This window comes from Mucilaginibacter sp. SG538B, from assembly GCF_013376065.1.
GTDB classification, from domain to species: Bacteria; Bacteroidota; Bacteroidia; order Sphingobacteriales; family Sphingobacteriaceae; genus Mucilaginibacter; species Mucilaginibacter rubeus.
In genome coordinates this window covers 158,687-178,248 of the sequence record NZ_JABMJI010000005.1, presented here as the reverse complement: position 1 = coordinate 178,248, position 19,562 = coordinate 158,687, and the positions used below count along the sequence as shown (strand labels likewise).

The following is a 19,562-nucleotide window of genomic DNA, read 5'->3' as shown; positions in this document are numbered from 1 at the left end:
TCCTTCCATTTTACGCCAAACACGTTATTGATGGTGAGCCCGATCTCATATCTTTTGGTGGTGTAGCTTTTGGGCAGACGAAAAAAAAAGTAAACAGGCCGAAATTTACCGGCTCATCCACATTAACCAGCCCCTGCTGGAGTTCGAAGCGCCAAGCGGTCATATCATGTATAACGAAAATTCCATGGCATTGCTTGGGACGCCTGGCCGGTTATGCTCGGTAAGCGAGCTGCTTTCCGGAACAACGCTGTCCAACAGGGGCGCCTAAAATACTTATCTGCTACCAGATCCGCGTATTTAGCTGTTTTTTAGCCTATTAATAATTATGAAATAAAATATTTTGTATATTTAACTTTCATAACCGCCTTATTATCATGAAACTGCCCGATGACGACGAATTATTGAAGACGCCGAAAGAAGAACTGGAGCGGATCAAACTTGCCCTGGAGATTTCGAGCTACGAGGAAGATCGCAGAACGGCCCGGCGCAAGTCCTGGGGGGAAACCGTCCGCCTGGTAATCATGGCTGTTTTCGCAGCCGCTCTATCCTTGGGTTCGACCTACCTGATGAAAACCTACGATCATGCTACCGCGCAATCGGACAACGCCAGAAGCCGGTTAGCGCAGTTACGGGGCGAATACGCCTCCAACCATATCCTGCGCAAAAAAGATTCCATTGCCTGCCTGATGGGCTCCGTTGAAGTGCCCGACCAGAACCGCCGGCTACAGGCGGCCGTTGACAGTTTTCAGCGAATATGTGACCAAACGCAAACTTTGAACTACGATATCTACAAAAATCAGAAAACCATCCGTCAAGCAGACAAACATTATGATCAAAACGATCCTCAAGCCCGTGCCGTAACGCGAAAACTGGACGATGACGACGCGAAGCTGATCAGGCTACAGGCGCAGTTGAACAATAAAAGCGCATCCGTCCAGCAGCAGGCCCAGCAACAGATCGAACAGGTGACCAAAGCTTCTACCGCTGCCGCGCCGCCTGATCTCAGGCCGGCAGTGCAGTCATCCGCCGACATCAGCAGTTCGGTAACGGATCAGGCCGCAGTGACCACCAATAAAACGACCGCGTCAGGCATCAAAACCTATCCCATCTTTTGGGTCAAAAAAGGGTATTATATCCTTTTTGATCAATTCAAGGTAGCTTTGAGTGACCTGAAAAGTGATGCCGGTATCGCGCAGGTAAATGTGTGCTACCAAATGGGCAGCACCTGCAACCCGGTCAGCGTGCCCGACGAAGGCCGTTTCAGCCTGCAAAAGACGCTGGATTTTGAATACGACGGCAAGTCTTACAGCCTCGTGCTACAGCGCATCGACCATGCGGGGGTCAATCCGTTTAAACTGGCCGCCTACATCAATCTGGTCCAAAAGGAAAAATAATAAACACCTGGCCGCTCGTGAGTTCGGTCCTAAAATTATCACAATATGTTCAATAACGCCGCTTTAGACGTGGTCATCGGACTGGTGTTCGTCTATTTACTTTACAGCCTGCTTTGCACCATTATTGTCGAGATCATCTCCAGTTATACGGGTTTCCGGGGCTGGCTATTGCAAAAAGCCATCGAAAGGATGCTGGATGACGGAGCCACGTCTCAAAAAGATGATCCGGAGTCAGAAGGGGCGGATGAGGTGAAGCAAGAAAAAAAGGCGGCACAGCGTGCGCCGGGCGCGCCGCCAAAAGTAAGCGCCGCTTTCTTTGCACATCCCCTGATCAAATATCTGCGCGCCGACACCATCTTTGTCAAGAAAAAGCCATCTTATATCGACCCCGACACATTCACTAAAGTGCTGATCGACCTGCTGCGCGGCCCGGAAGCCACGGCCGGCGGGACAGACCGTCACCTGATCGAAAGAAGTTTAAAAGATGGGCAGATCGCCTGGAAGGTGGTCAATGAAAAACTGGTTGGGGGACGCTATCTGAAAGCAGACGATAAGCATCATCAGCAAGCCCCTTTTGCCAAACTCGAAGACGATACCTGTATGTATCTCGAATCCGTCTGGGTAGACGCCCAGGGAGATGTCAGCAAATTCCGGGGTTTTATCGTCGACTGGTTCAATGAAATGATGGACCGCACCACCGGTTGGTATAAAAAATATACGCAGCTGATGCTGCTCGCTATCGGTTTTGTGATCGCCGCCTTGCTAAATGTCGACACTATCAAGATCGCCCGCTTGCTGGAGGCCAAACCGGAGCTGCGTAAACAGATCGTCAGCCAGGTCAGCAGCTTCACCCAGAAAAACCCGGACCTTGCCAGGAACCTGGCCGATCTACAGCAGCAGTACAGCGACCTGACCAGGCCAGCGTCTAACGATCAGGCCGGCAATAAAAGATACAGCCGTAAAAGAGATTCTTTGCAGCGCCTGGTCAATCAAAATCCCGTAAAAAAGCTTCAGGACGAGGAAAGCAAAGTGCTCGGGGATTATTTACCGGATGCAGCCCATACGCTGGGCATTGGTTATGCCGGAGGTTTCGGGCCTAATTTTGAATGGTATTCGGTTTTCGGCTGGCTATTCACGGCCCTTGCGATATCGATGGGTGCATCCTTTTGGTTCGACCTGCTTAACAAACTGATGCAGCTCCGCAGCTCACTGGCGCCCAAAGAGGATGCCGCTCAAAAACCGAAAGCAGACGGAGGGCCAAAACCTAAAAAGATCGATGGCTGATGAAAGTAACAGTAACGGGTAATTTCCTCAATGTAAGGATCGGGGCACCCAGCCTGAACGCCCCGGCTAACGTATACCTGTCGCCGGGCGACACGATCGAGGTGCATGATCACCTCTACAAAGGCGACAGTTATGAAGGCATAGACGACTGGCATGGCGATGATGCAGGTAACTTCTATTGGAGCGGACGAACAACCCTCGGAGATCCCGCTACAGCCGTCTATTACAACCGCTTCCTTAAGCAGTTCGATCAGCAAATCTTAAGCACGCAGGGTGCCGGCACGACAATTATGGTGATCGACGAAGGGATTGTGCAGAACGGCAGTTTCTTCGATCTCAGCCACATGTCTGCGCTGCCGCTGAATACGGATCCGATCAATAACCAGCACGGTAATTTCATTGGGGGTATCATCGCCGGCAAGGCAGGCGTTATCGGCCTGGCGCCGAAGGCCAGGGTGATATCACTGAAGTATAAATCCGACCGCCTGACCTCCGCACAATTCCTGGATAATTTGGCTTCCGCACTGCGATCGGCGCTCAATAATCCAGGTCCGACCGTCGTCAATCTCAGCCAGGCCTTTACCGATGATATCTTGAAAGGCTGCCAGGCGCAGCAAAGCCAGATCGCTACGCTGATCAAGCAGCTCCATGCCGCCCCCAATAAATTCGTACTGTGCGCCATGGGCGACAATATGTCCATTAACGATCAGCTATTTCCATCCGGTATGCCGGAATGTATTAGCATCGGTTCCATCGACGAATATAGCACCGATCTTGAAATTACCGTACCGCTTCAGGTGCTGTCGGCGATGACGACCTACAAATCATTTGGTGTTGATTTTCAGACGGTGGAATCCAGGGGGTCAAGTTTTGTGACCGCCGTTATCACTGCCCTTTGCAGCTGCATCATTTCCAGCCGCCTACCTGCCGTCATCTCCCGAGCCGACCTGCTGGCGCTCCTTAAAAAATACCAAAGCGACCGCCAGACCTTTAAATATGGCGCGCTCGACAACTTTCAATATCAAATCACCTAAAAACCTCCACGATGAAAACCCTGACAAAAACACTGCTATTAGGCCTACTGCTTTCGGCGGGCTTTCTGAAAAATGCGCATGCCCAGACACCCTATTACGATGCGTTGGCGCTAAAGAAACTGCTGGACGCAGGCGGGAAATGGCAGGAACCCGTCAAACCCCAGGTCATGGATATCCTGGCCAATTATTGCCCGAAAAGTAATATCAAAAGCATATTTTTTACCAGGGACAAATTTATTTCGGCCTATTCAAATTTTACGGACAATGACGGCGGCAGTGGTGGATTGAACGCGCTGTCATCGGGCATCGGCGGCTTTAACGTCACCAACATGGCTAATGGTATCGCCCTATTTTTGATTGACCGCGCCAAAGGGGAGATCGACGAAGCTTTCTTCGTTCGCCTGAACGATTTTCTGGCCAAATACCCTGAATTTGCGACGCTTTTCCCCAATACTCGGGTCTTCCTTTCCAATTTTAAGTCTTGGGAATACGCCAACCTGTTGAACACGCTGAAAGAGGCCTTCAATAAAGACATTAAGGCGCTTCCCGCAGATATTATTAAATTGAAAGGGACCGTCTGCACGTCCGTCAGCGACAGTGGCGATCGCACCGCCTGCTCGACGCGCCTTGCTGCCATTCAGGATTTTTTAAAAAGTAAGGACGGACGCCTGCTACTCGCCGCCTGTAAATTGGGAGACGGATTTATCCAGGGGAATAAAATACCTGACATTATCGACCCCGTTGTCAAGCCTGCTTATTTATTGAATGACACCGTTGGATTTTCGGAAAACACCCGTAGCGGATTGCAAATGCTGAATATCCTCAATAAAAGTATGGAAAGTAATGAAACGGGAAAAAGCTACTTGACCAGCGAGCAATTTGACCAGTTGAAGTCCGATAAGACCCTTCAGGACCTGTTTTTAGGCCTCATATGGGGTCAGATGGCGGTTGCGAACAACTATAAAGGTTTGGTTTTTACGATCGACGATACCCACAAAGTCAATGTAACAACCGACATTTTTACTAAAGACAATTTAGACGGGATTAATAGTTACTTGGCTAACCTGTACAATCAAACCAAAAATCTTCAAACAGCCTATGACAATCTTAAAAAGGATCGCCTGGACGGCAAAAAAGAACTGTCGCCTGACCTGATTGCTTTAACGCAGTCAGTGCAACAACTGATCCAGGCGCTTCGCACAACCGCGATCATCGATAGCCGTCTGGTGATCCCCGATGAAGCCAATTATTTTTTTGACCAGACGAACAGTATCCTGGAAATTTCCGGGCAGATCTTAAATGTAAACTACAGCGCTGCCATAATGGGTACGCTGACGCTGATCAACACCGCGGCTCAACGCTATGACCCCGCCGCTGATCACAAGGAACTGGCCGTTTTCCGCCAGGACTTCCTGAAATATGCCTCTTTCGCCGCCAATTTCGTCGAAGCTAAAACTCCTGAAGAAGCCAAAGCCGCGATCGAGTCGGTAGCGCTACCTGCCGGCAGCTATACGATCAAACAGAAATCTGACTTCAACATTTCATTAAATGGCTACCTCGGGTATACCTTTGACCTTGATTACGCCAGCGGCATCTATGCGCCCGTGGGATTTTCCTTCAGCCACGGATGGGCCGGTAAGAGCGGCTGGGCGCTTACCGGGTTCGCCGGACTGATCGATGTAGGATCACTGGTGTCCTATAACCTTTACAGCGGAAACACCGGAACGCAAAAACAGGAGATCCGCCTGGAAAGCATATTCTCTCCTTCCGCACAGGTCTTCTTTGAGATCGGCCGAACACCGATCTGCTTCGGCGGCGGGTATCGCCGGACGCCAAAATTATTTTATACCAAATCGGACGGAACATTTAACCCTGTACCGGCTAAAGGCGTATTCACCGTGAGTATCTTAATCGACATACCTATCTTTACGCTGCATAACAACCCTTATAAATAAACCGGGGATTTCGGCTGCGTTGCCATAGCGATGCAGCCGCAATTTATCGATCAATCATCTAAAATGGAGTGCATTTAAACGTTTTCCAAATAAAAGAAAGTGCCAATTGAAGAAAGTTTCACCGGTATAACCTATGAAGAAATGGTAAAGCAGCGGGAGAAAATGAATGTGGTTATTGGCAGCCTATGCCAAATCAAATCGGATGTTAAAATGAAATTAGGCGCATCTAATCTGCCCCGAGAATTGAATCGCTATTGGAAAAGGAACTGAAAATGGTACAGGATTATTTCGCGCTGGAATCTGCCCGTTATGATGACGGTTTAGATTAATCGGTCCAAATGCCAAAGGTCTCCGAACAATGGATCGCGCCGCTTATGCTTTTGCCATTCATCGAAAATGCTTTTAAACATGGGCCAAGTCAGGTTATGGAGCATCCCTGGATCAGCCTTACCCTTTTGGTGAGTAACAATGAACTATCGATGAAAATGATCAATGGCAAACCGGCGACTACCAATGGTCAGCTCTCCGGGATTGGCATCGCCAATGTTCGCAAACGTTTGGAACTATTGTATCCCGGTCAGCATGAACTGGTGATCAATGATGAAGAAGAAATGTATATTGTTAATTTAAAGATCGCTCTGGCAACCGGCCGGGTGGAGGCAACAAAAACTGCTCACAATGGAAACAACAAAGAATTACAATTGCCTCATCGTTGATGATGAGCCGCTTGCGAGGGAGGTATTGCGGCGTTATATCAACCAGATACCGATGCTTAATCTTATTGGGGAATGCGGCAATGCGGTGCAGGCCATCAGCATTCTCAAACAACAACATATCGACCTGCTGTTCTTGAATATCCAAATGCCGCAGATTACAGGGTTGGATTTGATAGGTACGCTCGTCAATGCTCCAAAAATAGTCCTGACGACGGCGTTCGAACAATACCGTAAAGGTATTTGAACTGGATGTAACCGACTATCTGGTCAAACCAATACGATTTGATCGTTTCCTGAAAGCGGTCATAAAAGCCTTGCCTGAGCAGGAACTCCGGCAGGAGAACCAAACAGCAGTCACGATTTCCGACAGCATGGATCTTTCTTTTCTGTATTTCAGATATGATCGCAAAATGGTTAAAGTCATGCTCAACGATATTCAATACATCGAGAGCTTAAAAGATTACGTCAGGATAAATACAACCAAAGGCCCCGTCATTACTAAGTACGCGATAACATCACTTGAAGCCGTGCTGCCATCATTATCATTCATAAGAGTGCACCGGTCATACCTTGTATCGCTTGATAAGATCGATTCTTATACCCAGGATGAAATAAGTATTGCTAACATTATAATGCCTATCGGTAAAATGTACCGAATGCAAGTATTGGGAATTTTGACTCAATCTAATAGTTAACTTCATTAATTTGCATCAATCCTTCATGGAAATCAATTGCTGTAGCTTAATTATGCGTCCAGAAATCCAATGAATATTTATTATCAGAAAGCTATAAATGGCAAATTTACTATATAGTAACATAATCAAGCCCGATCAATCAAGCTTAAAAAAAAAGTTTTAAAAATTTAGTGCTCCAGTGGGAACTCAATGTTTGTAGGTTGTATTAAAATCTATTGGTCGAGATCGGCAAGTAAACGCAAATGAGCAAGAAAATAGTTCGAAATTTGTAAAGTACGGGCCACAGCATAAAAAAGGCTATTTTCGAGCGAAAATGACCTTTTTGCTTTAAAAAGCGTATTTTTATGCTACGCTTCTATTATTCGCTTAATCAAGGGACTTAGCTGTTAAACAAATTCTTTTGTTGGATTGATCGAGAAATAATTGGGAATTTTCCGAGCCTTTTGGTTGCCAAACTTTTCAAAGACTGACTGGAAATCAATGATCGGAAACGACCACCGGCTTTTGCGGCGCAGCGCCAGCTCTACGCTTTTTGATCGTTAGGATCACCAGCGGTATACAAAACGCGTTCATCAAAGCCAGCAACAAAAAAGCGTCCATATAACTCAATAAGAAGGTTTGCCGAACCACCGTATTTTCCAGTCCACCGATCGCTTGCTGCATCGCCCGCAAATAAGTCGCACCATGCGCCATTAAATTTCCCACAAAGCCTTGCAGCCGCATTTGCGTCGCCGGATCAGCAGCCGTAACATGTGCGACCAGTGCCGTCCGGTTAACCGCAGCCCGATTGGCGATATAGGTATTGATCAGCGCAATACCGAACGAGCCACCCATCTGACGCATCATATTGTTAAGCGCTGCCCCCTGCGGGATGTCTTGCGGTTTCAATTCGGACACTGCCAAAGCGGTTAACGGTACGATAAGCAAGGCTGCACCCAGCCCCCGGAATATAAGCGGGATAAAAAAATATGCACTTCCGGTGGACAGGTTCGATTTTGACATGAAAAATCCAAAAATGGCCGAAAACAAAAATCCCGTAATGATCAGATACTGCGGACGTAAACCGCTTTGAAGCATACGCCCCAAAAACGGCGAGATCATAGCTGCCATCAGTGTACCGGGCAATAACATCGTGCCCGTCTGGAACGCCGAATAACCGATAATACGCTGCGCATATAGCGGGAATACGAAAACCGCACTGAACAGGCCAAAGCCCAGAACGAAAGTCATCACCGCCGAGATCGACAGCGTGGCACTTTTAAGCACCCGGAAATTGATCACCGGATATGCTGTGGTTAACTCCCACCAAACTAATAGTATCAAAGCGATCGCTGACACCATGCTGAGTATGACGATATATGTTGCCGCGAACCAGTCATCAGTTTCACCGCGTTCTAAAACGACCTGCAAAGCACCCACGCCAACGGCCAGCAAAAAGATGCCGCGCCAATCGATGCGCCGGCCAGCTGCAGCACCTTTGGTCGGGCGCAGATATATCAATGAAAGTAAGGCGGCCATCAGGCCTATTGGAATATTCACATAGAAGATCCACTGCCAGCTTAAATTGTCTACAATATAACCACCCATAACAGGGCCTATAGAAGGGCCGATAATTATGCCCAGACTGAAAATCCCGCTTGCCATACCACGCTCTTTGGGCGGGAAAGTCTCAAACAAAATGGCCTGGGAGGTTGACAATAAAGCCCCGCCTCCAACCCCCTGGATAAAACGAAAGGCCACTAATTCCCATAGGTTCGTGGAAAAGCCGCACATCGCCGAGGCCAGCGTAAATAATAAGATAGAACCAATATAGTATTGCTTCCGTCCTATTTTCTCTGCCAAAAAACTGGTCATGGGGATAATGATCACATTTGCGATGGCATAAGAAGTAATAACCCAGGCCGTATCTTCCAATGAAGCGCCCAGGTTGCCACTCATCGTATTAATCGATACATTAACGATGGTGGTGTCGATAAGTTCTATGATAGTCGAGGTGATGATCGTAATAACGATGATCCATTTTCTGAATCCGGTTTCCATGCCCCAAAATTAATCCGGACTATCGAACGGCGACTTATAACTATCAAACAACAAATTATAACTATCAAACACAAATGGTGTTTTAAATCATTTATTTGTCATATTGAATTATAATAATCAAATAGTATTTATCTTTGAATCATGGAACCGATCGAAACCCTCGCTGATTTCTACCGCCGGCACCCGGTTGGCGATAAAACCGAATTTCCGGAAAATAATACCGGCCAGGGACATTTTAATGTTTTTCTGCGGGAGCCGTGTTTAAACCGCTCACCTTTTGGCCGCCGCGATTTTTACAAGGTGGCGCTGGTTATCGGCAAGGGTAAAATGATCTACGCGGATAAGCAGGTTGTCATCGACCGCCAGGCCTTGGTGTTCTCGAGCCCGGCAGTGCCCTCAGCCTGGGAATCAGGCGGTGGCCCGCAAAGCGGATACTTTTGCTTATTTACGCAGGCCTTTATCGAATCTGTCGATTACAAGGGGCGTTTACCGGAGTTTCCGTTATTCCAGGCAGATAAAGGGCATGTGCTGGAACTTGACGAGCCGCAATTAGCGCTGATCTCCGGCCTGTTGAACCGTATGCGTGCCGTCATGGCATCCGATTACCGCGCTAAATATGATATGCTGCGCAGTTATCTGCGTATACTCATGCACGAATCACTCAACATGCTTCCGGTTGTTCCGGCAGACAGCCATGCTGGAGCCGCGGCGCGTATCACCGCGCAGTTTCTGGCTTTGCTGGAGCGGCAGTTCCCCATCGATTCGCCCGGACAGTCGATGGCCTTACGCACCCCGGCAGCGTTTGCCCAGGGATTGGCTGTTCATACCAATCATTTGAACCGTTCAGTTAAAATGATCACCGGGCGCACCACCAGCCGCGTGATCTCAGACCGTATGATCAAAGAAGCCCAGGCGCTGCTACAGCATACCGACTGGAGCGTTGCGCAAATTGCCGGGGGACTTGGTTTCGAAGAACCAGCATACTTTACCAATTTCTTTAAAAAATACACCGGAACAGCACCTGCACGCACCCGGGTTTCCGCCTGACAACAAATAGGAGCGAACCTTTCATCGTAGAACGCTTTTTAAATGGCGTAGATTCCCCACAAAACAGGCCCTTAAAGCTTTTAAAAGAAAGCCTGCAATAGCTTCTGGATAACTCGTCCCGATATAATCCTTTCTGAATCCTCTGCTGTATATTTTCTTTCACCAGTAGTTAAATAATCTGATGAATATAATTTGTTATCTAATTATACGCGTTCGGATAGTACTTTTAAGGCCGGGTAAAAGTGCAGGGCCAATTTTACGCAATAAATAAATGGTTATGTCAACGGCGCCGGCAACGCCGGCATCTATGCTGAGCAGATCTGTTCAACTTCTTATGTCGACCTTGGAGGCGGCGAAATCATCGCCCTTTCCCCCGATACCATTAAGCCCTGCGTTTTTGGAAATGGTCGAAAATGCTAATCAGTGTACGCTATCGGCTACCGTATAAAGGAGATAATTAAGTTTCCGAAGGAAAAGTTTTCGTTAAAACACCAAAGCTGTAAATCTGTATAAAAAAGGAGAGTCAACCAACTCTCCTTTTTTGCGGCAATCATTATCTTATAGCTAACCGCTAATATACGTTACAGCCGACTGCCGGTAAGCTTAAATTTAAACATCGCTCCGAATACTTTAGCTTGTTTTTTTAACCTCAAACCAATAATCCGTTTGGGATCGCGGCGAAAATTCTTTTAAAACGATTGCAAAGAAAAGCCCGGACCGGAGGTAACGGCATCAGCGAGGCTTAAAGAGGAAATCAAAGCACCTTCACGTTCCCAGCTTGCCATACTTTGGTGATTTTTCTGCCTGTAAAATTTCGGTTAGTACTCCTCCCTGATAGCATAAATGTCGGTTTTATGTTATTTTAGACGGTGAAATCACATGATTCGGAATTTCCGAAAACAAGGAATTCATTTTACGGTTAAAGGAGCAGTATATGAACCCTCTTGAAATAACCCATCTGGCAGAACTCTGCAACGCAGTTACAGGCCTGATCAAATCAGAATTAGGCGTATCCGGGCATGTCACCTCAGTCGCGAACCAGGTCATTGTTTCCCTGTCACGTTTCGAGGTAGAGAACCGGCTGGGTAATATATTGCAACAGATCTACCGGCTTGTAGACCAGCATATACCCATAAGGCAGGAAAACCTTTCCCTGATCATCCGTGATGCAGAGGGTATCTATAAAAACAGCTTCAAAATCTGGAAATCCGCGGGTTGAATTTTATTGGAAATTTACGATGAAACTTGCAGTCAACACTAAAGATTAATATTTCGCCGGCTATATGCTAACTACATTCTCCCTGGAGAACGAATGCCTGCTTCGTCCCATCGGTCTTGAGGACCTCGCTCATTATGACGACCGGGTCAAAGAAATCTATCAACTGCTCTCAGACGATGATACCCTTCGGTTCATTCCGCAGAATTTGTCAAGATTTATCATTTCCGATGATAATCCAAATCCTGAAAGTCGTAGCTAAAATCTGTCTCAGGGGAAATCGCTTTCATTTTAAAACCCGTTACTTTTCCATTCTCATCTTCAAAAAAGCTCACATAAGCATCGGCATTCATGGATCGGTTAGTCCATCTAACAATACAAGTATTACCCTTGTAAGCAAATAACTCTCCGTTAAGCCCTTAACCACGGTAAATGGCTGGAATGGGAAGGCCGTCTCAGGGGATATGTGGCATCGTTGCCATACAATCCGGCACTTTATCTTTTACGTTCTTTTGATTAAAACCCGGACCATGGATACCCTTGGAAAAACGGTTGAGCGACATGGGGCGGTCTTTCAGATAAGGCACCATATACTCGGCGACCGATCATAATAATTAAACATATCCCGTTTAGTAATGGTATCCTCCGGCCAATAAACTTTACCCAGGTGGTTAAACGTTAATGGGCAGCCATCTACTTTCACGGTTTGGCTATCCTTGCTTTCGTCCAGGAAACTTTTCGTTAAGTGAAAGCGAAGTTAATCAGGCTAACCGAGGAAGGTGGCCGGCTTGCGGATGCGACCGGTCTTTGTCCAGGTAGCGAATTCAAAGTTGGCTACTAATTCCGGTTTCACATAGTGAATTTTGGCGCCTTTCGTATCGAGTACTTTATTGATAAATGGCGACTTGGGTACTTGGAGTTTTTCTGCCATCATTTTATGGACCTCCTTTTGATGTCTATCGCTGAAACGGGTTTGCAGTTCACGAACTGGTCCGCCATTCTCTCTTTTTAGGTAGCCTAACACTAAGCCAATAATGATAGCTAACATGACAGTTGCCCCATACTTTACGGAATCGTTTGATTTGCCATAATTTGGTGTTAGATCGTAAAAAAACTTGTTGCGTGATCTATTTGCGCAGAATAATAATCTACAAGATGAAATGTGTGAGTACTAAAAGCCTCAGCATGTAAATCCTTAGCAAGAGGTTGCTTTGAGTGCCGACAGCGATGCTCCAGTCCAACCGGCAGTACGATCAATTAGGTCACAGGCGAATAGTTAATATACAAATCCTTTTAGGGTGACACTCCGTACAAAGACAGTAACTAACCAAATAAACGAGTCGGTTTACACCAACAAAAGTAACACTGCATGCCATTAGAGAAGACCCAACGGGAACTTGATAAGATATTTGAGTTTTCACTCGATATTATTTGTACGATTGACCAGCATGGGCGCTTTTTAAGAGTGAGTTCCGCCGTTAACACTTTACTAGGCTATAGCCCTTCAGAACTTACTGCTACAACTTATCTCGAACTTATCCATCCTGATGATTTAGAATTAACCCGAGCATCTATAGCTGATATAATGAATGAAGGTTCCTCAAACAGGTTTGAGAACCGTTGTATACATAGAGCGGGAAAGCACATACCGATGTTATGGTCTGCCAGTTGGGATGACGAAGAAAAAGAACTGCATTGTATCGCGCGTGACGGCACGGTTAAACGCCAGGGGGAATTACTCCGACTTTCGCTTCAGGAAAGTAACCAGCGCTATGAATATGTGACAAAGGCCACATCAGATGCCATATGGGATTGGGACCTGAAAAAAAACACCTTATTTTGGGGCGAGGGCTTCGAGGCAATATTCGGTTATCCTAAAAATCAAGTAATCCCGGATCTACATTCTTGGACCAATCATATACATCCTGAAGACCTTGACCGCGTAGTCGCCAGTGTTTACGCGGTGATTTACGGTACTGAAACTAATTGGAAAGACGAATACCGCTACCAGCGGGCAGATGGAACATATGCTGATGTAGTTGACCGTGGCTTCGTAATCAGGGGCGTTGATGGGAAAGCGGTGAGGATGGTCGGTGCAATGCATGATATTTCCGAGCGGAAGAAGTCGCTCAAAGAAATGAAGCAATTTGCTGACGATCTTTTTGTCCGCAACCGTGAACTGCAGCAGTTTGCCTACGTGGTATCACACAACCTTCGGTCTCCGGTAGCAAATATTATAGGCATCAGTGACCTGATGGGAATGGAAAAAGACAACCCTGAGGTAATGGAACATTGTATTGAAAATCTCAAGACCTCCGTTAATCGGCTGGACCAGATAATAGTGGACCTAAGTAAAATTTTATCCGTAAGTGATGGTTCGGCAGAGATTAGCAGGGAGCCGGTCGATCTGCTTGAAATCTTACAAAATGTGAAAGCGGATTTAACAAATAATATCGACAAATCGGGTGCTCTGCTTCATCTTCCAGAAGGTTCGTTTATCATTCCATCGCATAAAGCTTATCTCTACAGCATCTTTTTTAACATCATCAGCAATGCTTTAAAATACAGGTCGACGCAAACGCCGGAGATAATGGTGAATATACAAATAAACGGCAACAAGGCCATCATCAAGATTGGTGATAACGGGATAGGGATCGACATCGATAAACATGGTGGAGACCTGTTTAAACCTTACAAGCGATTTGATTTTAGCAGAGAAGGAAAAGGACTTGGATTGTTTCTCGTAAAAAGCCACGTCACAGCGCTCGAAGGTGATATATCGGTAGATAGTGAAGTCGGCAAGGGGACAACCTTTACTTTAATTTTGTAGTTTTTGCCACCACTACGATATTTACTAATGGCGGGCCTATAAAGGAATATCGATAGGTGCATAACCTAAACGACTCCATCGCTTTTCAGCATGACCCTTCGAAAAATCGGGACAGGGAAAAATAATGTATTAGGATGTGACCATTACTTTTAATGGAACGGTTTGCGTTTAAATGGTACTGTACGCTTCTTTGATCATAGCGATATCGCAGCAACTGCTCCAGTTCAGACTGCGTTACCTCCAGTCACAGCAGCCGCTCCTACCGGTCTCATGACAGCGCTAACAATAGTCTCGGCCATGCCAACGTCAGCTGTGATTATAATGGCAAAAACTACCTGGATGACATGCTGATGGACATCAGGAAAAGCGACAACGCCGACTGGTCTATCCGGCTAACCAATAGTAATAATCTAACGATCAGCACATCTTTTTAAATGCAGCTTACAATTAGATGACTTCCCGCTGGCAAAATTTTGCAAGGTTCCGGAAAGGGCCAGTCCGGCAGCAACACCAAAAGGGCCGACTAAATTCGTGAAAAGGGTCCCTCGCCTCGTCACGGTATTATCTTTGCTATCGGCAATAATTCATTTACAGGAGCAAGGATAGAGAAATTTATTACACCGTATTTCCTCGTATTTTTCATCATAATACGCTCCATAGCATAAACATTGACAAACTCAGGTAAGGGAATCGCGGAATAGCCTCCATTAAAGAAGAAAAAGTTCACCATCTGCTGATCGGTGCAGGCATACACCGATCAACAGAAAGTCTTTTTTAAGGTCTTCCCTGAAAGGAAACCGCAAGGAACTGTTTTGCGCAAATTGACAAGGATTAAAGACTAGTTTCATTGCTCTTTACGAGATAATGAATACAGCCGGAAAATGACCTTACTTGAAACAAACCATTACCGCTGCAATACAGGTAGCTCTGGCCATACTCGTCCTCAAATAACGTAGCATCATTGTTATATTGCGGAGTCAGCGGTCCATTAACCAATTTATAAGGGCCGGTTACACGGTCTGTCACAAACAGCCATATACTATGGTTTGACATACCTTTAGGATCCATTATTGTAACTTTCCCGCTGCTAACTGTCAACCAAAATTTATTTTTAATATAATGAATTTCCGGCGCCCAAAAACGACCATTATAGGGATAATCTGCAGGTAATTTGCGAGCATCAATAATCCAGGAATGTTGTTTCCAGTGAACCAGGTCATCAGAAACTAACAGCCTGACGCCGGGATTTGGACCAGACCAAACCGGCAAGGAAGTTCCTGTGCAATACCACTTATGCCCAACCTTTAAGATAAAATGATCCCTCATGGCAATCGCTGAGTCGCTTATAACCGGATTAATATATTTGAAAACACCGGATTTTACATATTCAGGGCCTCTTAGAGTTCCCTTGATAAAGGCTGGCCGTTCATCTGAGGTCACCGTTTGAGCAGCAAGTTTTTGGCCGGTAAATACGAGTAGCAGGAATAACACGACTTATCGAACGACATTCCAAATATTAAATTCATGATTATTATTATCTGTTTCGCTTATACTTTAAATTGATAACCCAGTATATCTGCTTGCGCAAAGGGTTTTGATTAAATGACAATGAATATTTTACGAACGCTGTGATTAGCCGGATTAGCAGTGGCCGTCCCTTACCCGAAGCCGCCGTCCTGCGGATCGGGCGGGCGATGCCGTTGCGCAAGATTGATGATACTTCTGACATTATTCCCGTTATGGTCTGATAGTCCCATATAATAATTCAGATGGTTGAAGGCAGCCAAGTGCATCCGATCGAAACAGGCGTATCTGATTTTTCAACGTTCTAAGTTACGACCAATTAAAGTCGATCAGTATGACGTTTGTTTATTTGTATAGCACAAATGTGGCATAGCGTTACGTCGTTGGTCATATTTAAGTAAGAACGAAACATTCCAGATCGATGTTTGGATTCAATAGCCTCAACGTCACGCTGATTATCGTCGAAATTATTAACAGTATAAGTGAAATTGTATTTTGTTTAAAAAACCTGTCATGAGTTCGCTACCGGATAAATAGAGATTTCGATAGTGCAGATTGCTAAATACACAGGGCCATCATACTGTGATGTCAATTTTATTAACCAGAGAGCAAGACAGTGTAAATTACATTTGTCCTATCAATATATCAATTCGTGATAGTGGCTCTGACCCGGGTTAAATAGTTTTGATCCGTTATTTTCACCGTCCGGGTTTGAATAAAGTTTGTCTGAATTGTGCACCGATGAAATAAAATCATGGAGGCATCTTAAATAGATAAAATATTTTTTGACTTGCGGATTAATAGGTTAACAGTTAGGATATGTTTAGGAAAAAGATCAAGTTCAGCGTTTTTGCAATTATAACTTTTTTTAACCCGGCTTTTAGTCAGACAACGCGTTCTGACCTTTTGTGGACGCTACCACAATATATTACTGTTAAATCAAACACAAAGCAATTTACCATTGCAGACGGAGGAAAAGCGGCAACCATTTATGTAGATCCGGAGGACTGGAAAGGTGTGATTCGCGCAGCGGGTGATTTGGGCGATGACGTAAGAAAAGTAACTGGAAACGCGGCCCAGGTTCTGGAAAGTAATACTATTAGCAAGAATGCCATCCTTGTAGGCACCATTGGTAAAAGCCATATCATAGATCAGCTTATTGCTGAGAAAAAAATTGATGTAAGCAAGATCAAAGGGAAATGGGAATCCTTTATCATACAAACGGTGGGAGATGATCTTGTTGTTGCAGGAAGCGATAAGCGAGGCACAATTTACGGCATTTATGACATCTCTGAAAAGATAGGGGTTTCTCCGTGGTACTGGTGGACAGATGCACCTGTAAAAAAAAGCAAGAATTTGTACGTTAAAAGCGGTACATACGTTCAGAATTCGCCAAAGGTAAAATATCGCGGCATATTTATTAATGATGAAAGCCCCTCATTTTCTGGCTGGGCACATGCTAAGTTTGGAGGAATCAACTCTAAAGCTTATGTCCATATATTTGAACTGCTATTACGTTTAAAGGCAAATTACCTTTGGCCCGCCATGTGGGGTAATGCCTTTAATGAGGATGACCCAATGAGCCCCGTTCTTGCCAATGAATATGGCATTGTAATGGGGACATCACATCATGAGCCCATGATGCGCGCCCAAAAAGAGTATACTAATCGAAAAAAAGAAGTAGGTCCCTGGGATTATGTCGCCAATGCAGACAATTTGAAGAAATTCTGGACAGACGGATTGGAACGTAATAAAGCCTATGACAACTTAATTACCATCGGAATGCGCGGGGACGGCGATGTAGCTATGGGCAAAGGAGATGATGCCGAAAATATAAATACGCTAAAAAAGGTGATTGCAGATCAGCGTACTATCATCAAAAATGTATACCATAAAGATCCGTCTGAAGTACCACAACTATGGGCCATTTTCACCGAGGTACAGCGTTATTATGATGCTGGATTGAATGTCCCTGACGATGTTACCCTTCTATTTTGTGATAACAATTGGGGCTACATACGTCGCACAGGGCCAGCAAAGGAACTCAAGCGCAAAGGAGGCCTTGGTATGTATTATCACATTGATATGAATGGCGGTCCTTGGAATGATCGTTGGATCAACACGACTACTATTCCCAAGTTACGTGAACAACTTAATTTGGCATATCAAACCGGTATTGACCGGATTTGGATTGTGAATGTAGGTGATCTGAAACCGAAGGAGATGCCGATTGACTTTATCATGCGGTATGCCTGGAACCCTACTACACTATCAGCTAATCAAACCTTCAATTATTTAACAGATTGGGCTACGGGGATTTTTGGGCAAGAACATGCCAGAGAAATTGCAGATATCGTATCCAACTATTCCAAGTACAATCTAATGCGTAAACCAGAAGTGGAAGCCCCCCGAATCTTTAGCTTCGTAAATTATAATGAGGCAGACAGGGTACTCAAACAGTGGAGGGATCTGGTTGCAAAAGCTGAGTCGCTTGAAAAAAAGATGCCAGCTGATGCCAAAGATGCTTATTATCAATTGGTTCTTTATCCCGCCAGAGCATCAGCGGGAGTTGCCGGGATTTATATAGCTGCCGGGCGCAATAATTTATTTGCCAAACAAGGAAGAACAAGCGCTAACGACTACGCCAAGCAAGCGAATGATTTATTTGAACTTGACCAACGGTTAAGTAATCGTTATAACGATTCTATCGCTGGCGGAAAATGGCAGAATATGATGAGCGATGTGCATATTGGTTACAAACAATGGTCCATGCCGCGTCAAAACACTTTACCTTCTTTATCCCTAGTTACGCCATTAACAGAACCTACTTTGGGCGTAGCTGTAGAAGGCAGTACAGATGCCTGGCCTGGCGCAATAACTAAAGCCGAGTTGCCACAATTTGATATGCTTGATAAACAGTCTTATTATATTGATATATTCAACCGGGGGATGGGTATTGTTCAGTATACTGCCAAAACTGATAAACCCTGGATAAAAGTAAGTTCGTTTGAAGGAGTTGTAGCAAAGGAGCAACGTATTTCGGTAACTATTGACTGGAAGACCGCACCGGAAGGCGCTGCAAATGGGATTATTGAAATTGCTCAGGGCGATACAAAAGTCCCGATACTTGTGAATATTCTTAAAAAGGCAGGTCCTGTTACCAAGCAAGCATATTATGGCGGCTTTTCGGGAGAGTTCTCTATTCCGGCAGGAAAGTACAATGCCAAAATTGCAGGAAAGGGCGCAAAGTGGATATTACTGCCCGGCCTTGGCCGGACTGAAGCCTGCATGGGAATTTACCCTGTTACTGCTCCAAGCGCGACACCGGATAAAGCTCCGCGATTAGAATATAACATATTCCTGCCCCGGAGAGGTGGTACCAGGGTTTGCCTGGGTGTATTACCCTCGCAGGATGTAAACCCCGCCCGGGGTTTAAGAATTGGTGTCGCTATTGACGGTGGAAAACCTGTTATATTAGATGCCCGTAAAGGCTATGTTGACACCTTTAACGAATACACCCCGGCTAATCTTTCGCATTCTCTTGTGTTAAAGGCTCTACCTCCTTTGGGGCCGGATTATGCGCTGGTTTCACGCAGACAACCCAGGCGGAATGAGATTTTTGACAACCTGCGTTGGCTGGACGTAGACGTAAATGTGAAAAAACCGGGTATGCACACCCTCAAGGTATACATGGTAGATCCTGAGATTGTTTTGGAACGAATAGTTATTAATCCAGATAATAGGTATCCAAGCTATTTCGGTGCGCCGGACATTCAGCACAAGGCGGCGAGTGGTGTAACATCTGAACCTTAGTTAAGCCTGTTTGA

General features: G+C 45.5%; 15 protein-coding genes. 11 read left to right on the top strand and 4 right to left on the bottom strand.

Annotation, left to right across the window (positions count from 1 at the left end):
• Positions 1–374 precede the first annotated feature (374 nt).
• The 7 genes from FHW88_RS24295 (at position 375) to FHW88_RS30230 (ending at position 7,078) form a co-directional block, all read left to right on the top strand.
• Positions 375–1,394, top strand: coding sequence for a hypothetical protein (locus tag FHW88_RS24295; protein WP_176628246.1), 1,020 nt, complete (start codon positions 375–377; stop codon positions 1,392–1,394).
• Positions 1,395–1,439: 45 nt separating this feature from the next.
• Positions 1,440–2,678, top strand: coding sequence for a hypothetical protein (locus FHW88_RS24290; protein ID WP_176628245.1), 1,239 nt, complete (start codon positions 1,440–1,442; stop codon positions 2,676–2,678).
• Positions 2,678–3,712, top strand: a complete 1,035-nt coding sequence (locus tag FHW88_RS24285; protein WP_176628244.1) for a S8/S53 family peptidase — start codon at positions 2,678–2,680, stop codon at positions 3,710–3,712. The genes FHW88_RS24290 and FHW88_RS24285 overlap by 1 nt, the downstream gene beginning before the upstream one ends.
• Positions 3,713–3,723: 11 nt before the next feature.
• Positions 3,724–5,667, top strand: coding sequence for a hypothetical protein (locus FHW88_RS24280; protein WP_176628243.1), 1,944 nt, complete (start codon positions 3,724–3,726; stop codon positions 5,665–5,667).
• Positions 5,668–6,005: 338 nt separating this feature from the next.
• Entirely contained in the window at positions 6,006–6,383 is a 378-nt protein-coding gene (locus FHW88_RS24275) for a hypothetical protein (RefSeq protein WP_176628242.1), read from the top strand.
• Entirely contained in the window at positions 6,346–6,627 is a 282-nt protein-coding gene (locus FHW88_RS30235) for a LytR/AlgR family response regulator transcription factor (RefSeq protein WP_255485420.1), read from the top strand. The genes FHW88_RS24275 and FHW88_RS30235 overlap by 38 nt, the downstream gene beginning before the upstream one ends.
• Before the next feature lie 70 nt (positions 6,628–6,697).
• Positions 6,698–7,078: a LytR/AlgR family response regulator transcription factor gene (locus tag FHW88_RS30230; protein ID WP_255485419.1), complete on the top strand. Its 381-nt coding sequence runs from the start codon at positions 6,698–6,700 to the stop codon at positions 7,076–7,078.
• Between the two features lie 477 nt (positions 7,079–7,555).
• Here FHW88_RS30230 and FHW88_RS24265 read toward each other — a convergent pair whose 3' ends face one another.
• Positions 7,556–9,118, bottom strand: a complete 1,563-nt coding sequence (locus FHW88_RS24265) for a DHA2 family efflux MFS transporter permease subunit (RefSeq protein ID WP_176628241.1) — start codon at positions 9,116–9,118, stop codon at positions 7,556–7,558.
• Between the two features lie 141 nt (positions 9,119–9,259).
• Between FHW88_RS24265 and FHW88_RS24260 the strand changes: the two genes are divergently transcribed.
• Positions 9,260–10,165 (top strand): helix-turn-helix domain-containing protein, encoded by a 906-nt coding sequence (locus FHW88_RS24260; RefSeq protein ID WP_176628240.1) that lies wholly within the window; start codon positions 9,260–9,262, stop codon positions 10,163–10,165.
• A gap of 934 nt (positions 10,166–11,099) precedes the next feature.
• Positions 11,100–11,384 (top strand): hypothetical protein, encoded by a 285-nt coding sequence (locus tag FHW88_RS24255; RefSeq protein WP_176628239.1) that lies wholly within the window; start codon positions 11,100–11,102, stop codon positions 11,382–11,384.
• A gap of 452 nt (positions 11,385–11,836) precedes the next feature.
• On the opposite strand, the gene FHW88_RS30455 is transcribed toward FHW88_RS24255, so the two are convergent.
• Both FHW88_RS30455 and FHW88_RS24245 read right to left on the bottom strand, forming a co-directional pair.
• Positions 11,837–11,944, bottom strand: a complete 108-nt coding sequence (locus tag FHW88_RS30455) for a hypothetical protein (protein WP_410505726.1) — start codon at positions 11,942–11,944, stop codon at positions 11,837–11,839.
• A 203-nt stretch (positions 11,945–12,147) separates the two neighbouring features.
• A complete protein-coding gene (locus FHW88_RS24245; protein WP_176628238.1) occupies positions 12,148–12,429 on the bottom strand; it encodes a hypothetical protein in 282 nt (93 codons plus the stop codon).
• A 321-nt stretch (positions 12,430–12,750) separates the two neighbouring features.
• Between FHW88_RS24245 and FHW88_RS24240 the strand changes: the two genes are divergently transcribed.
• Positions 12,751–14,211, top strand: coding sequence for a sensor histidine kinase (locus FHW88_RS24240; RefSeq protein WP_176628237.1), 1,461 nt, complete (start codon positions 12,751–12,753; stop codon positions 14,209–14,211).
• Positions 14,212–15,042: 831 nt separating this feature from the next.
• On the opposite strand, the gene FHW88_RS24235 is transcribed toward FHW88_RS24240, so the two are convergent.
• Positions 15,043–15,702, bottom strand: a complete 660-nt coding sequence (locus FHW88_RS24235) for a family 43 glycosylhydrolase (RefSeq protein ID WP_176628236.1) — start codon at positions 15,700–15,702, stop codon at positions 15,043–15,045.
• 852 nt (positions 15,703–16,554) lie between these two features.
• On the opposite strand from FHW88_RS24235, the gene FHW88_RS24230 reads away from it, so the two are divergent.
• Positions 16,555–19,548, top strand: coding sequence for a glycosyl hydrolase 115 family protein (locus FHW88_RS24230; protein ID WP_176628235.1), 2,994 nt, complete (start codon positions 16,555–16,557; stop codon positions 19,546–19,548).
• Positions 19,549–19,562 lie beyond the last annotated feature (14 nt).